Annotated in this window: 15 protein-coding genes and 1 pseudogene; 3 read left to right on the top strand and 13 right to left on the bottom strand. The window is 70.6% G+C overall.

Features of this window, described 5'->3' with window-relative positions; genetic code table 11:
* The first annotated feature begins 66 nt into the window (after nt 1-66).
* The 3 genes from GLX30_RS07860 (at nt 67) to GLX30_RS07850 (ending at nt 1,877) form a co-directional block, all read left to right on the top strand.
* Nucleotides 67-615: a DUF1697 domain-containing protein gene (locus tag GLX30_RS07860; RefSeq protein ID WP_159685280.1), complete on the top strand. Its 549-nt coding sequence runs from the start codon at nt 67-69 to the stop codon at nt 613-615.
* Nucleotides 616-619: 4 nt separating this feature from the next.
* Nucleotides 620-1,123 (top strand): hypothetical protein, encoded by a 504-nt coding sequence (locus tag GLX30_RS07855; protein WP_208545386.1) that lies wholly within the window; start codon nt 620-622, stop codon nt 1,121-1,123.
* Nucleotides 1,124-1,250: 127 nt separating this feature from the next.
* A complete protein-coding gene (locus GLX30_RS07850; RefSeq protein WP_159685277.1) occupies nt 1,251-1,877 on the top strand; it encodes a DsbA family protein in 627 nt (208 codons plus the stop codon).
* Between the two features lie 49 nt (nt 1,878-1,926).
* On the opposite strand, the gene GLX30_RS07845 is transcribed toward GLX30_RS07850, so the two are convergent.
* The 13 genes and pseudogenes from GLX30_RS07845 to GLX30_RS07790 form a co-directional block, all read right to left on the bottom strand.
* Nucleotides 1,927-2,664, bottom strand: a complete 738-nt coding sequence (locus tag GLX30_RS07845; RefSeq protein ID WP_159685275.1) for a sirohydrochlorin chelatase — start codon at nt 2,662-2,664, stop codon at nt 1,927-1,929.
* 6 nt (nt 2,665-2,670) lie between these two features.
* Entirely contained in the window at nt 2,671-3,579 is a 909-nt protein-coding gene (locus tag GLX30_RS07840; RefSeq protein WP_159685272.1) for an ABC transporter permease, read from the bottom strand.
* Complete coding sequence (locus GLX30_RS07835; RefSeq protein ID WP_159685270.1) at nt 3,566-4,360, bottom strand: ABC transporter ATP-binding protein; 795 nt, start codon at nt 4,358-4,360, stop codon at nt 3,566-3,568. The genes GLX30_RS07840 and GLX30_RS07835 overlap by 14 nt, the downstream gene beginning before the upstream one ends.
* 37 nt (nt 4,361-4,397) lie before the next feature.
* Nucleotides 4,398-5,504 carry an aliphatic sulfonate ABC transporter substrate-binding protein gene (locus GLX30_RS07830; RefSeq protein ID WP_159685267.1) on the bottom strand — a complete coding sequence of 369 codons (1,107 nt, stop codon included), beginning with the start codon at nt 5,502-5,504 and terminating at the stop codon, nt 4,398-4,400.
* 218 nt (nt 5,505-5,722) lie between these two features.
* Nucleotides 5,723-7,063, bottom strand: coding sequence for a GTP-binding protein (locus tag GLX30_RS07825; RefSeq protein WP_159685264.1), 1,341 nt, complete (start codon nt 7,061-7,063; stop codon nt 5,723-5,725).
* A 2-nt stretch (nt 7,064-7,065) separates the two neighbouring features.
* Nucleotides 7,066-8,001, bottom strand: coding sequence for a sulfate adenylyltransferase subunit CysD (cysD, locus tag GLX30_RS07820; protein ID WP_159685262.1), 936 nt, complete (start codon nt 7,999-8,001; stop codon nt 7,066-7,068).
* Between the two features lie 120 nt (nt 8,002-8,121).
* Nucleotides 8,122-8,688 (bottom strand): adenylyl-sulfate kinase, encoded by a 567-nt coding sequence (gene cysC, locus GLX30_RS07815; RefSeq protein ID WP_159685259.1) that lies wholly within the window; start codon nt 8,686-8,688, stop codon nt 8,122-8,124.
* Nucleotides 8,688-9,389 carry a phosphoadenylyl-sulfate reductase gene (locus tag GLX30_RS07810; RefSeq protein ID WP_159685257.1) on the bottom strand — a complete coding sequence of 234 codons (702 nt, stop codon included), beginning with the start codon at nt 9,387-9,389 and terminating at the stop codon, nt 8,688-8,690. The genes cysC and GLX30_RS07810 overlap by 1 nt, the downstream gene beginning before the upstream one ends.
* A complete protein-coding gene (locus GLX30_RS07805; protein ID WP_159685254.1) occupies nt 9,386-9,565 on the bottom strand; it encodes a hypothetical protein in 180 nt (59 codons plus the stop codon). The genes GLX30_RS07810 and GLX30_RS07805 overlap by 4 nt, the downstream gene beginning before the upstream one ends.
* A complete protein-coding gene (locus GLX30_RS07800) occupies nt 9,562-11,259 on the bottom strand; it encodes a nitrite/sulfite reductase (protein WP_159685252.1) in 1,698 nt (565 codons plus the stop codon). Before GLX30_RS07800 ends, GLX30_RS07805 begins: the two co-directional genes overlap by 4 nt.
* 114 nt (nt 11,260-11,373) lie before the next feature.
* Complete coding sequence (locus tag GLX30_RS36090; RefSeq protein WP_310650533.1) at nt 11,374-11,457, bottom strand: putative leader peptide; 84 nt, start codon at nt 11,455-11,457, stop codon at nt 11,374-11,376.
* 138 nt (nt 11,458-11,595) lie between these two features.
* A pseudogene (locus GLX30_RS07795) lies at nt 11,596-12,164 on the bottom strand (GNAT family N-acetyltransferase).
* Between the two features lie 13 nt (nt 12,165-12,177).
* Entirely contained in the window at nt 12,178-13,458 is a 1,281-nt protein-coding gene (locus GLX30_RS07790) for a GAF domain-containing protein (RefSeq protein WP_159685249.1), read from the bottom strand.
* Between the last annotated feature and the right edge of the window lie 207 nt (nt 13,459-13,665).

Here is a 13,665-nt window from a genome sequence, read left to right as displayed (position 1 = left end):
CGTCGCTGAACCGGCGGTCGCCGTGCCCTCCCCCACGGGGCACGGCGACCGCCCTATTGTTCGAGCATGACGACGAGGTACGCGGCACTCCTTCGCGGGATCAACGTGGGCTCGGGCAAGCAGGTCCCCATGGCGCGACTCCGCGGGCTCATCAGCGACCTGGGCCACGGCGATGTCGCGACCTATCTCCAGAGCGGCAACGCCGTCTTCAACAGCGAGGAACAGGACGAGGACGCGCTCGCCGGCGGTCTTGAGCGCGCGATCGAGGAGACGTTCGGTTTCCATGTCGACGTCCTGGTGCGGGACGGGGCGTATCTGAGGTCGGTCGCCGACGCCTGCCCTTTCCCCGCAGCCTCGCTCCAGGGCAAGCAGTTGCACGTCACGTACTTCTCCGAGCGGGTCACCCCCGACCGGTTCGCGTCCGTCCGCGCCGCGGCCCACCTGCCGGAGGAGTTCCGGCTGGGCGACCGCGCGCTGTATCTCTACGCGCCGGAAGGCCTCGGCCGATCCAAGCTCGCGGTGGCGCTCTCCAGGCCGGGTCTGCTCAAGGGCGTCGTCGCCACCAGCCGCAACTGGAACACCGTCGTCAAGCTGGTGGAGATGACCAGCGCCTGACCCGGTGCCCGAGCCGGGCGCCGACAACGTCTATGCCGGCCTCGCCGGTCTCTACTTCGTTCGTGACCCTGCCGACGAGCGTCTGGGGCTGCAGCAAGGTGTATTCGAGGTCCCCCTCATCCTGCAGGACCGGACCTTCCACAAGGACGGCTCGCTCGCCTATTACGAGAAGTGGCTCGACGGTGGTCGCAGACCGGAGGACCGGCCGGTGCTGGCGAACCATCTCACCGGTCCACCGATTCCTCCGGACCCGGACGAAGCACGGTCCTACAAGGACACGGTCAAGTCCTATCCGGAGACGGTGACCAGAATCATCACTCAGGAGTTCAGCCCGCCGACGGGCACGATCGCGTCGATTCCGGACAGCGGCACAGAATTACCGGCGACGTACATCCATCACTGCCACATTCTCGAACACGAAGACGACGACCTGATGCGCCCATGGACGATCGTCGGCCACGACGGCGGCGACCACGACGGCGGCGACCACGACGGCCACGGCAAATGACGGGATCGATCCACCCGCGTGTGCCGGTCCGCGCCCAAGGACATGGACGACTCGTCAGAATTGGCCCGCCCGAACGCGGCCTGAATGGACCAGAAGCACCTGCCATTCGCTGATTAGGGTCCTCGGCATGAGCGCTTCCGACTCCGACGGCAGGACCGTCGTCGACTTCTACTTCGACCCCGCCTGCCCCTTCGCCTGGATCACCTCACGCTGGATGCTGGAGGTCGAACGCGAGCGTGATCTCGACCTCCGCTTCCGGGTGATGAGCCTTCACCTCCACAACATCGGCAACGAACTCCCCGACCGGTACCGCGCATTGGTCGACAAGTCGATCGGGCCCGTGCGGGTCGCCGCAGCCGCGGCCGCCGGGCACGGCGACGAGGTGCTGCGCGACCTGTACACCGAATTCGGCACCCGGATCCACCAGGGGAAGAACGAGAACTTCGACGAGGTCGTCGTGGAGTCCCTGGCCGCGCTCCGACTGCCCGCCGCACTGGCCACCGCCGCCCATGACCCCTCGTACGACGACGCGGTGCGCCGCAGCCACGAACGGGGGCACGACCCGGCCGCCGACGGCTATGTCGGCACCCCCACCATCCATGTGGACGGCACGGTCTGGTTCGGCCCGGTGCTGGGCTCGATACCGCGCGGCGAGGAGGCGGCGCACCTCTTCGACAGCTTCCGCGTCCTCGCGAACCACCCGGACCTGTACGAACTCAAGCGCGCCCGCACCGGGCGCCTGGTCCTCGACTGAGCAGCGCTGTCGCGAACCCGGAACGGCGACCGGCCGGGCGCCGGGCCTGTCAGGCGGTGGCCGCCAGCAGGCGCTCCGCCGCGGCCTCGTCGTAGCGGCGCAGCAGCAGCCGCGCCAGCTCCGGCGAGTCGCCCAGCACATCCGCCACCACGTCCGCGTCCCCGGCGCCCGCCGCGATGCGGTCGGGCAGCCGGCCGGGAGCGATCACGTACGGGGCCACGGCCACGCGCGCGCAGCCGTCCGCCCGCAGCGCCCGGACCGCGTCCTCGGTACGGGGAAGGGATGCGGAGGCGAACGCAGGCCGCACGGCGCACCAACCGGTGTGCCGCAGCTCCCGCGCTGTCTGAGCGATCACTGCGCTCGCCTCCGGGTCTGTGGAGCCCGCGGCGGCCAGCACCAGGCCCGTCGAGCTCATGTCCGCCGGCGTCAGGCCCGCCTCGTACAGCCGCCGCTGGACGGAGGCCAGCAGCAGCGGCGACGGCCCGAGGACCTCCGCCTGGCGGATCCGCAGCGCCGGAGGTGCCTGGCGCAGGACCGCCGGGATGTCGGCCTTGGCATGGAAGGCGCGGGTCAGCAGCAGCGGCAGCGCCACCACGTCCCGGACCCCCTCGGCCGCCAGCCGGCCGAGGACCTGCGGCACCGCCGGGGCGTTGAAGTCGAGGAACGCCGTCTCCACCCGCAGACCCGGCCGCAGCGAGGACACCCGCCGGGTCAGGGCGTGGACGGTCGCCGCGTGCCGCGGATCACGGCTGCCGTGCGCCACGACAAGGAGGACAGTGCTGTGCATCGGCGCTCAGCTCCTGACGAGAAGACCGCGGCTGCGCAGGATCCACCGCTCCAGCGGACTGAAGACCAGCAGGTCGATCGCGATACCGACGATCAGGATCAGGAGGATGGCGAGGAACACGCCCGGCATGTCCGCGTTGTTGCGGCCGTTCTCCAGCAACTGGCCGAGCCCGAGGCCCAGGTCGGGCGAGGAGGCGATGATCTCAGCGGCCATCAGCGACCGCCAGGAGAACGCCCAGCCCTGCTTCAGCCCGGCCACGTAGCCCGGCAGCGCCGCCGGCATCACGATGTGCCAGGTGCCCCGCAGCCCGGTCGCGCCGAGCGTGCGGCCGGCCCGCAGGAACAGCGGCGGCACCTGGTCCACGCCGGAGACCAGGCCGTTGGCGATCGAGGGGACCGCGCCCAGCAGGATGACGGCGAACATCATCGAGTCGTTCAGACCGAGCCAGATCACGGCCGGCGGCACCCACGCGACCGACGGCAGCGACTGAAGCCCGGACAGGATCGGGCCGATCGCGGCGCGCACGAACTTCACCCGTGACACCAGCAGGCCGAGCGGCGTGCCGATGGCGAGAGCCAGCAGGAAGCCCAGCAGACCGCGGGAGACGCTGGTCCAGATGACCTCGAACAACGTGCCCTGAAGCCACATGTCGGACAGTCCGTCCCACACCGTTGACGGCGCGGGCAGCTTGTAGTCCGGGGTGACCTCCGCCCACACGAGGACCTGCCAGGCCACCAGCACCAGCGCCACGGCGGTGATCGGCGGCAGCACCTTCTTCAGCAGCACCTCGCGCACCGGCGTGCGGTTCACCTGCACCGCGTCGAGCGCGTCGAGGCCCGCCTCGAGTCCCGCCAGGTCGTCGGACCTGGCGGCGCCCTTCCCGGTGGCCGTCCCGGTCGTGTCAGTGCTGGCCATGTCGGCGGATCTCCCCACGCAGTTCTTCGGTGATCTCGACGGACAGCTCCGCCACGGCGGGGTCCTCGATACGTCGCGGCTGGTCGATGTCCACGGTCCACTCGTGCGCCACCCGCCCCGGCCGCGACGACAGCAGCACCACCCGCTGCGCGAGTCGCACCGCCTCGCGGACGTTGTGCGTGACGAACAGGACCGAGACGTTCGTCTCCCGCCAGATACGGGTGAGCTCGTCGTGCAGCACATCGCGGGTGATGGCGTCGAGCGCCGCGAACGGCTCGTCCATCAGCAGGAGTTGGCTGTCCTGCGCCAGGGCGCGCGCCATCGCGACCCGCTGCCGCATACCGCCGGACAGCTCGTGCACCCGCTTGCCGTACGCACCGCCGAGCCGCACCAGCTCCAGCAGCCGCTCCGCCTCCTGACGCCGGGCGCCCTTCGGCACCCCGCGCAGCCGCAGCGCGAGCTCGATGTTCTTGCCCGCGGTCAGCCATGGGAACAGCGCGTGCTCCTGGAACATCAGCGCCGGCCGCCCGCCGGGGGTCTCGATGGACCCCAGGGTCGGCCGGTCGAGCCCGGCGACCAGGTTCAGCAGCGTCGACTTGCCGCAGCCCGAGGCCCCCAGCAGGGTGACGAACTCGCCCGGCGCGACATCGAGTGTGATGTCGTCCAGGACGAGCTGCGGCCCGGTGGGCCCGTTGAAGGACTTGGAGACATGCCCGATGCGAGCCGCGTACTCGTGCTCGACACCGACGCGGTCCTCGGCCTTGGCGATGGCAGTGGCCATGGTCGTCACCTCCTGGGAACTCGGCTGCTGTTACGGATTACTTGACGCCGAGCCCGGCGTCGCCGACCTCGGGCCGGCCCTCGGCGGCGAGGACCTTGTTCAGCGGCTTCAGGTCGTAGATCCCGGCGAGGTCCGGCTGCTGGAGCAGGCCCGTCCGCACCGCGTGGTCCGCCTGCGCGTCGAGGGTCGCGGCCAGCGGGTCGTCGGTGAAGCGGATCGACTTCCACGCCGGGTCGATGACCTCGGGCGGCAGCGGCTTGCCGGTCAGCTCCTGGAGCTTCGCGTTCGCCGCTTCCTTCGCCTCGTCGGGGTGGGCGTTGATCCAGGCGTTCGTCCGCACCGTGCCGCGCAGCACCGCCTCGACGACCTCCGGGTGCTCGGCGAGGAACGTCTGCGACACGATGATGTTCGTGATCACGAACTTCTTGTCCGGCCACAGGTCCGACTCGTCCAGCAGCACCTTCGCACCGTCGCTCACCAGCTTCGACGCGGTCGGCTCCGGTACCCACGCGCCGTCGACCGAACCGGACAGATAGGCGTTCGGGGTGACCTTGTTCTCGGTGCGGACCACGGAGACGTCGCCCTTGCCGGTCTGGGCGTCGACCTTCCAGCCCTGCTCCGCGATCCAGTTGAGGAACGCGACGTCCTGGGTGTTGCCGAGCTGCGGGGTGGCGATCCTCTTACCCTCGAGGTCCCCGACCTGTCGGATCTTCTTCGGGTTCACCACCAGCTTCACCCCGCCGGAGGCGGAGCCGCCGATGATCCGCAGGGTCTCGCCCTTGGACTTCACATAGCCGTTGATCGCCGGCGAGGGGCCGATGAAGCCGATGTCGATGGACCCGGCGTTGAGGGCCTCGATCTCGGAGGGACCGGCGTTGAAGGTCGAGGCCGACACCTTGGTGCCGCCCAGCTCCTTCTGGATGATGCCCTGCTGGTCACCGACCAGGGCGGTGGCGTGGGTGAGGTTCGGGAAGTACCCGATCTTCACGGTGTCGAGACCGCCGGTCTTCTCGCCCTTGGCGGCGGGAGCGACCGAGTCGTCCTTCGCCTGGGAGCCGTAGCCGCAGGCCGTCAGGACGACGGCGAGGAGCGGCACGGCGGCGGCGGCGAAGCCGCGCCTCAGGAAGGTACGGGTGGCTGGCACGGGAGGATTTCCTCTCGTAGGCCCGGTCTCACGTCATGTGCGACGCTGCCGGGTCGTCGGCGGTCAGGCGGGGTCTTCGGCGGTGCGGAATGCGGGCGCGCATGCGGTGCGCGTACGTCATCGCGCACATCGCGCCACCCCGCCCGTGCCCGCGCCGAGCGCCCCGCTGCCGACGCGGCCGCCCTCCTTGGCGAAGGTCGAGTAGATGTCGGTCATCGTCAGAAGTCCCAGCCCTCGTCGTCCACGGTGGTCGGCGTGTCCTCGGCGGCGAACGCGTCCCCGGCCATGCCGGCGGCAAGCGTGGTGCCGTCGGCCGGGTCGATCAGCAGGAACGAACCGGTGCGGCGGGAGTGGGCGTACGAGTCGAGGGCCAGCGGCTCCGCGGTGCGGACCTTGACGCGGCCGATGTCGTTGGCGACGAGCCGGCCCGGCTCGGGGTGCTGGGAGAGGTCGTCGAGGGTGAGCCTGGAGGGGATCTCCTTGACGATCGCCTTGACCGTGCGGGTCGTGTGCTTGAGCAGCACCCGCTGGCCCACGGTGAGCGGCTCGTCCGCGACGTGGCAGACGGTCGCCTCGACGTCCTGCGTGGTGGCGGGCGCGTCGTCGCTCGGCACGATGAGGTCGCCGCGGGAGACGTCGATGTCGTCCTCCAGCAGCAGCGTGACGGACTGCGGCGTCCAGGCCACGTCCACGGACCGGCCCAGCAGGTCGATGCCGGAGACCTTCGACGTGCGGCCGGAGGGCAGCACGGTCACCGACTCGCCGACGCGGAAGGTGCCGGCTGCGATCTGCCCCGCGTAGCCGCGGTAGTCGGGGTGCTCGGCGGTCTGCGGGCGGATCACGTACTGCACGGGCAGCCGGGCGTGGCAGGTGGTCAGGTCGTGGCTGACGGGGACGGTCTCGAGGTGCTCGAGCACGGTCGGGCCGCCGTACCAGTCCATGTTCGCGGACGGGTCCACCACGTTGTCGCCGGCCAGCGCGGAGATCGGGATGGCGGTGATCTCCGGGACGCCCAGCGAGGCGGCGTACGCGGTGAACTCCTCGGCGATCTTCGCGAAGACGGGCTCCGCGTAGTCCACGAGGTCCATCTTGTTGACGGCGAGCACCACATGCGGAACGCGCAGCAGCGCGGCGACCGCGGCGTGCCGGCGGGTCTGCTCGACGACGCCGTTACGGGCGTCGACCAGCACGACCGCGAGCTCCGCCGTCGAGGCGCCGGTGACCATGTTGCGGGTGTACTGCACATGGCCCGGGGTGTCGGCGAGGATGAACCGCCGCCGCGGGGTGGCGAAGTAGCGGTACGCCACGTCGATGGTGATGCCCTGCTCGCGCTCGGCCCGCAGGCCGTCGGTGAGCAGCGCCAGGTCGGGCGTCTCCTGGCCGCGGCTGCGGGAGGCGTGCTCGACGGCCTCCAGCTGGTCGGCCAGGACGGACTTGGAGTCGTGCAGAAGCCGCCCGACCAGGGTGGACTTGCCGTCGTCGACGGACCCGGCGGTGGCGAAGCGCAGCAGGGTGGTGGCGGAGAGCTGTTCGGCCAGCTGCTCGGTGGGGCTGGTCATCTCTAGAAGTACCCTTCGCGCTTGCGGTCTTCCATCGCGGCCTCTGACAGCTTGTCGTCGGCGCGGGTCGCGCCCCGCTCGGTGAGACGGGAGGCGGCGATCTCGGTGATCACGGCGGCCAGCGTGGTGGCGTCGGAGTCGACGGCGCCGGTGCAGGACATGTCGCCGACGGTGCGGTAGCGGACGAGCCGCTTCTCGGTCGTCTCGGTGTCCTTGGGGCCGCCCCACTCGCCGGCGGTGAGCCACATGCCGGAGCGCTTGAACACCTCACGCTCGTGCGCGAAGTAGATCTGGGGGAGTTCGATCTCCTCGCGCTGGATGTACTGCCACACGTCCAGCTCGGTCCAGTTGGACAGCGGGAAGACCCGCACATGCTCGCCGGGCGCGTGGCGGCCGTTGTAGAGCTGCCACAGCTCGGGCCGCTGACGGCGCGGGTCCCACTGCGAGAACTCGTCGCGCAGCGAGAACACCCGCTCCTTGGCGCGGGCCTTCTCCTCGTCGCGCCGGCCGCCGCCGAACACCGCGTCGAAACGGTGCTGCTGGATGGCCTCGGTCAGCGGCACTGTCTGCAACGGGTTACGGGTGCCGTCGGGCCGCTCACGCAGCTTGCCGGCGTCGATGTACTCCTGCACCGAGGCGACGTGCAGCCGCAGCCCGTGCCGGGCGACGGTGCGGTCCCGGTACTCGAGCACCTCGGGGAAGTTGTGACCGGTGTCGACGTGCAGCAGCGAGAAAGGCACCGGCGCCGGCGCGAACGCCTTCAGCGCAAGGTGCAGCATGACGATCGAGTCCTTGCCGCCGGAGAAGAGGATCACCGGCCGCTCGAACTCGCCCGCCACCTCGCGGAAGATGTGCACCGCCTCCGACTCGAGGGCGTCCAGGTGGGAGAGCGCGTACGGGCTGTCTGTGCCCTCGTGGACAGTGGCGACGGTCGTCATACGGTGACCCTTTCGTGATCCCCAGAGCTGACGCTTGGGAGGTGCCCCCATCTCCGCCTGTGCGGCGGGAAGGCGCGGCAATCATGGTCGGCTGCGGCCCGGCTGCCGCGCATGCGGCGCTCACAGCAGCCCCCGCTCGCCGAGCAGTGCGTGGAGCGCCGCTGCGGACTCCTGAACGGTCTGGTTGTGCGACTCGATCCGCAGATCGGGCGACTCGGGCTCCTCGTACGGGTCGTCGACGCCGGTCAGGCCGCTGATCTCGCCCGCGGCCTGCCTCGCGTACAGGCCCTTCACGTCACGCACCGAGCAGACCTCGACCGGAGTGGCGACGTGCACCTCCAGATAGGGCGTGCCCTCGCTCAGGTGGCGCTTACGCACCGCGTCCCGGCTGTCCGCGTACGGGGCGATGACCGGCACCAGGACCTTCACACCGTTGGACGCCAGCAGTTCGGCGACGAAACCGATCCGCTGCACGTTCGTGTGCCGGTCCTCCCGGGTGAAGCCGAGGCCCGCGGAGAGGAACTCCCGGATCTCGTCACCGTCGAGGAGCTCGACCCGGTGGCCCTCCGCGCTCAGCCGTCCCGCCAGCTCGTACGCGATGGTGGTCTTGCCGGCGCTCGGCAGACCCGTGAGCCAGATGGTGGCTCCGGTCACTTCCTTCTCCTGAATCTCCGGTGTGTACGTCATCAGCCGTGCAGCCCGCACTCGGTCTTGCCCCGCCCGGCCCAGCGACCGGCGCGCGCGTCCTCGCCCTCGAGCACCCGGCGGGTGCAGGGCGCGCAGCCGACGGAGGCGTAGCCGTCCGTCAGCAGCGGGTTGGTGAGCACGCCGTGCTCGGCGACGTAGGCGTCCACGTCGTCCTGCGTCCAGCGGGCGATCGGGGAGACCTTGACCTTCCGCCGCTTCTCGTCCCAGCCCACGACCGGGGTGTTCGCCCGGGTGGGGGACTCGTCGCGGCGCAGGCCCGTGGCCCACGCGTCGTAGGCGGTCAGGCCCTCTTCGAGCGGCTTGACCTTGCGCAGCGCGCAGCACAGGTCGGGGTCGCGGTCGTGCAGTTTCGGCCCGTGTTCGGCGTCCTGCTCGGCCACCGTCCGACGGGGCGTGAGCGTGATGACGTTGACGTCCATCACCGCGTCCACGGCGTCGCGGGTGCCGATGGTCTCCTCGAAGTGGTAGCCGGTGTCGAGGAAGACGACATCCACGCCGGGCAGCACCCGGGAGGCGAGGTGGGCGACCACCGCGTCCTCCATCGAGGAGGTGACACAGAACCGCGGGCCGAAGGTTTTCGTGGCCCACTCGAGGATCTCCAGGGCGGAGGCCTCCTCGAGGTCCCGGCCCGCCTGCTCGGCCAGCGTCTTGAGATCCCGCTCGGCCTGAACCGTCGTCATATCTCTTCCCCTCCACCGTCGTTGCGCCGAAGTCCTCGCGTCAGCAGACCGAGGAACTTCAACTGGAAGGCCCGGTTGCACGCCGCGCATTCCCAGGCGCCGTGACCTTCTTCGCTGGGACGCAGATCCTCGTCGCCGCAGTAGGGGCAGTAGAACGGCGCTGCCCGCTCGCTCATGAGAGGGCCTCCTCGGAGGCCCTGGCCGCCCAGGTGGCGAAGCGCTCGCCGTCCGCGCGCTCCGCCTCGAAGCGCTTGAGGACCCGCTCCACGTAGTCCGGAAGCTCGGCCGAGGTGACCTTCAGGCCCCGCACCTTGCGGCCGAACGCCGGGTCGAGACCCAGCGCGCCTCCGAGGTGGACCTGGTAGCCCTCGACCTGGTTGCCCTCGTCGTCCAGCATGAGCTGGCCCTTGAGACCGATGTCCGCGGTCTGGATCCGGGCGCAGGCGTTGGGGCAGCCGTTGAGGTTGATGGTGAGCGGCTCCTCGAACTCGGGCAGCCGCCGCTCGAGTTCGTCGATGAGGGCGGAGCCGCGGCCCTTCGTCTCGACGATGGCCAGCTTGCAGAACTCGATGCCGGTGCAGGCCATCGTGCCCCGCCGGAACGGCGAGGGCGTGACCCGCAGGTCCAGCGCCTCCAGGCCGGAGACCAGAGAGTCGACCTGGTCCTCCGTCACGTCCAGCACGATCATCTTCTGCTCGACCGTGGTGCGCAACCGGCCGGAGCCGTGGCTCTCCGCCAGCTCGGCGATCTTGTTGAGGGTCGCCCCGTCGACGCGGCCGACGCGCGGTGCGAAGCCGACGTAGAAGCGGCCGTCCTGCTGGCGGTGGACGCCGACGTGGTCACGCCACTGCTGCGCCGGCTGCTCGGGGGCCGGACCGTCGACGAGCTTGCGCTTCAGGTACTCGTCCTCGAGGACTTGGCGGAACTTCTCCGGGCCCCAGTCCGCGACCAGGAACTTCAGCCGGGCGCGGTTGCGCAGCCGGCGGTAGCCGTAGTCGCGGAAGATCGAGACAACGCCCTCCCAGGCGTCCGGGACCTCGTCCAGCGGGACCCAGGCGCCGAGGCGGACGCCGAGCTTGGGGTTCGTGGACAGTCCGCCGCCGACCCAGAGGTCGAAGCCGGGGCCGTGCTCCGGGTGCTCGACGCCGACGAACGCGACGTCGTTGATCTCGTGCGCCACGTCGAGCAGCGGCGATCCGGAGATGGCGGTCTTGAACTTGCGGGGCAGGTTGGAGAATTCCTTGTTGCCGATGAACCGGCGGTGGATCTCCTCGATGGCCGGGGTGCCGTCGACGATCTCGTCCTGGGCGATCCCGGCGACCGGCGAGCCGAGGATGGTGCGGGGCGTGTCACCGCAGGCCTCGGTCGTCGACAGGCCCACGGCCTCGAGCCGCCGCCAGATCTCCGGGACGTCCTCGATCCGGATCCAGTGGAACTGCACGTTCTGCCGGTCGGTGAGGTCGGCGGTGCCGCGGGCGAACTCCTGCGAGATCTCCCCGATGACCCGCAGCTGCTCGGTCGTCAGCCGCCCGCCGTCGATACGCACGCGCAGCATGAAGAACTCGTCGTCCAGCTCCTCCGGCTCCAGGATCGCGGTCTTGCCGCCGTCGATCCCGGGCTTGCGCTGGGTGTAGAGGCCCCACCAGCGCATGCGTCCGCGCAGATCGGCGCCGTCGATCGAGTCGAAGCCCCGGTGGGCGTAGATCGTCTCAATGCGTGTCCGCACATTGAGACCGTCGTCGTCCTTCTTGGTCTGCTCGTTGCCGTTCAGGGGCGTGTGGTGCCCCATGGCCCACTGGCCCTCGCCACGGTGGCGTCCGGCCTTGCGGCGGGGCGTGACGGAGTCGGGCTTTTCAGGGCTGGCGGCCATGGTGATAGTCCTTCGAGACTGCAGGAGGGCGGCTCTGAGCTGCACACTCGCGGAGAAGCGCGACGGTGCGCAGGGCGGGGTGAAGAAAGTCGGAAGTGCGGCGGTGCTGAGCTCTCAGCAGGCCGGACAGATGGCGCTGGACATGCGGCCGAGGTCGACGTGCCGCCGACTCACCAAGGCAATTCCAGTGCTGGACATGACGGAAGCGTGTCATGGGACTTTGGACCCAGTCCACCTTCATCCAAAATGTGGACAACACTGTCCCGCATCGCGAGACAGTGTGTCCTGGGTCACCGGCGAACGTACGCCGTGCCCCCGGGCGGGCCGTTCGACCGCTCAGACCGCGGCACCCGGCCAAGGGCCCGGAGCGGAGACCTCGGCCTCCTCCGTGACCTTCTCGTCGAAGACACGGAAACCGCGCCGCAGATAATTGTCCTTCGCGTGCGGGCCGTCCAGGGAGCAGGTGTGCAGCCACACCCGCTCCGTCGGCGCTGTCCCCGGCCACCGCTCCGCCAGGTCCCAGGCGCGGGCCACCCCCGCCGACAGGAGATGACCGCCGATCCGGCGGCCCCGGAAGGCCGGGATCAGCCCGAAGTAGACGATCTCCACCACGCCGCCGTCCTGCGCCTCGAGCTCCACGTAACCGGCCGGCGTCCCCTTCTCGTACGCGACCCAGGTCTCGACCCCCGGGCGGTCCAGCAGCTTCTGCCACTCGGCGTACGTCATGCCCAGCCGGTCCGTCCACCGGACGTCCCCGCCGACCGCCGTGTAGAGGAACCGGCTGAACTCCGGCGAGGCGATCCCGGCGCGGACGACACGTATGTCCTCCCGGGGGCGGCCGACGGCCGCTGGTCGTCGCGGGAGGTCTGTTCGAGGGACCAGGTGGTCACGGTGACGGTGCTCATGCGCGACAGGGAATCACGGCATCCGCCCCCGACGCACGGCCGGGGCGCTCGAGTGCGGCAGCAGGTCCGCCGGCCGCTCCGGCAGCACCAGCTCCACCTCCACCTCCTCCGCGAAGCGGTACGGCCGGTGGGCCAGGACCTGCGCCAGATGCCGCCGCAGCCGGGACATCTCCGCCCGCACGGTCACCGTCCGCGACGGGTCCTCGAAGAGGTCCTGCGCCAGCTGCGCCGCCGACCGCCCGTCGCGGTGACGCGCCAGGACGTACAGCAGCTCGGCATGACGAGGGCTGAGCTCGTGCGACCAGCTCCCCGAGGCGCCCACGACGGTGACACACGGCCGCCGCGGCCTGCTCAGGTCCAGCACCACCCGGCCCGGCTCGGAAGCCTCCGGAGATGCCTCGTCGGGACGTACCAGCCAACCGCCCGGCAGCGGCTCCACCATGCACCGACCGAGCGACGGCAACCACAGCCGGCCGGCCCTGACCGACCTCGGCAGCGGCAGCCGGCCCGGCGGCGCCATGCCCGTCACCGCCGCCGGCCAGCCGTTCGCGTCCACCGCCACCGCCCGGCCACCCAACCGCCCCAGCAGCGGCGAGGCGACACTGCGCAGCCGGTCGAGCGCCTCGTGGTGGCGATTGCGCAGCTCGGCCTCCGCGAGACGGGCCACCGACGTGACCAGCGCCAGCGTCGCCGGATGCATCGTCGACAGCGGGCCGCTGATGTCGACGACACCGATCAGCCTGCCGTCCCGCGGGTCCGTGATCGGCGCCCCCGCGCAGGTCCACGTGTGGTGCGTGGAGACGAAATGCTCGGCGGAGTGCACCTGCACAGGACGCCGGGACACCAGAGGAGTACCGACACCGTTCGTGCCGACCAGCTCCTCCTTCCAGTCGGCGCCCACCACGAAACCGTGCGAATCGCCCTTACGGAGGACCGCCGCGCTGCCCTCACGCCACAGCAGCCGGCCCTCGGCGTCCGCGACGACCATGATGTGCTGCGCGCCCTCCGCCATGGCGACCAGGCCTTCGCGCAGCACGGGCAGCACCTCCAGCAACGGCGAGGCGAGCCTGCGCCGCTCCAGCTCCTCCAGCGGCAGCAGCCCGGCCCGGCGGTCCCGCTCCGGGTCCAGGCCCCGGCGCAGCATCCGCTGCCACGACTCGTCGATGTCCGCGCGTGGCCCGACCTTCGGCCGGCGGCCGGACAGGGCGGCGTCCCGCACACCCTTCAGCAGCCGCAAGGCCTCGGCGGTGTCCATGGCCGCAAGTCCGGCCAGGTCGAGCGATGCATTCTTCACGGGTCCTCCTCGGCGACGCCGGCGTCCGGTGTGCGGGGGTGGCCGTCCTGATCCTCCACCCGCGCGGCCGCCGCGCGCCGCGTTATGCCACACAAGGATGCAACCCTTTGCAACCGTCGCGAAGAGGCGTGCGCGTGTACGAAGGTGACGGAACACCGGTTCGCCGGTGTGGGTGGTGCCGTGTCGGCGCAGCACCACCCGTCAACC

Source organism: Streptomyces sp. Tu 2975 (genome assembly GCF_009832925.1).
Lineage (GTDB): Bacteria > Actinomycetota > Actinomycetes > Streptomycetales > Streptomycetaceae > Streptomyces.
This window is presented reverse-complemented; position numbering and strand designations above follow the sequence as displayed.

Bases quoted from the DNA above. Each gene is read 5' to 3' on its own strand.
- GLX30_RS07860 (WP_159685280.1), top strand. From the start codon at position 67: ATGACGACGAGGTACGCGGCACTCCTTCGCGGGATCAACGTGGGCTCG.
- GLX30_RS07850 (WP_159685277.1), top strand. From the start codon at position 1,251: ATGAGCGCTTCCGACTCCGACGGCAGGACCGTCGTCGACTTCTACTTC.
- GLX30_RS07845 (WP_159685275.1), bottom strand. From the start codon at position 2,664: ATGCACAGCACTGTCCTCCTTGTCGTGGCGCACGGCAGCCGTGATCCG.
- GLX30_RS07840 (WP_159685272.1), bottom strand. From the start codon at position 3,579: ATGGCCAGCACTGACACGACCGGGACGGCCACCGGGAAGGGCGCCGCC.
- GLX30_RS07835 (WP_159685270.1), bottom strand. From the start codon at position 4,360: ATGGCCACTGCCATCGCCAAGGCCGAGGACCGCGTCGGTGTCGAGCAC.
- GLX30_RS07825 (WP_159685264.1), bottom strand. From the start codon at position 7,063: ATGACCAGCCCCACCGAGCAGCTGGCCGAACAGCTCTCCGCCACCACC.
- cysD (WP_159685262.1), bottom strand. From the start codon at position 8,001: ATGACGACCGTCGCCACTGTCCACGAGGGCACAGACAGCCCGTACGCG.
- cysC (WP_159685259.1), bottom strand. From the start codon at position 8,688: ATGACGTACACACCGGAGATTCAGGAGAAGGAAGTGACCGGAGCCACC.
- GLX30_RS07810 (WP_159685257.1), bottom strand. From the start codon at position 9,389: ATGACGACGGTTCAGGCCGAGCGGGATCTCAAGACGCTGGCCGAGCAG.
- GLX30_RS07805 (WP_159685254.1), bottom strand. From the start codon at position 9,565: ATGAGCGAGCGGGCAGCGCCGTTCTACTGCCCCTACTGCGGCGACGAG.
- GLX30_RS07800 (WP_159685252.1), bottom strand. From the start codon at position 11,259: ATGGCCGCCAGCCCTGAAAAGCCCGACTCCGTCACGCCCCGCCGCAAG.
- GLX30_RS36090 (WP_310650533.1), bottom strand. From the start codon at position 11,457: ATGTCCAGCACTGGAATTGCCTTGGTGAGTCGGCGGCACGTCGACCTC.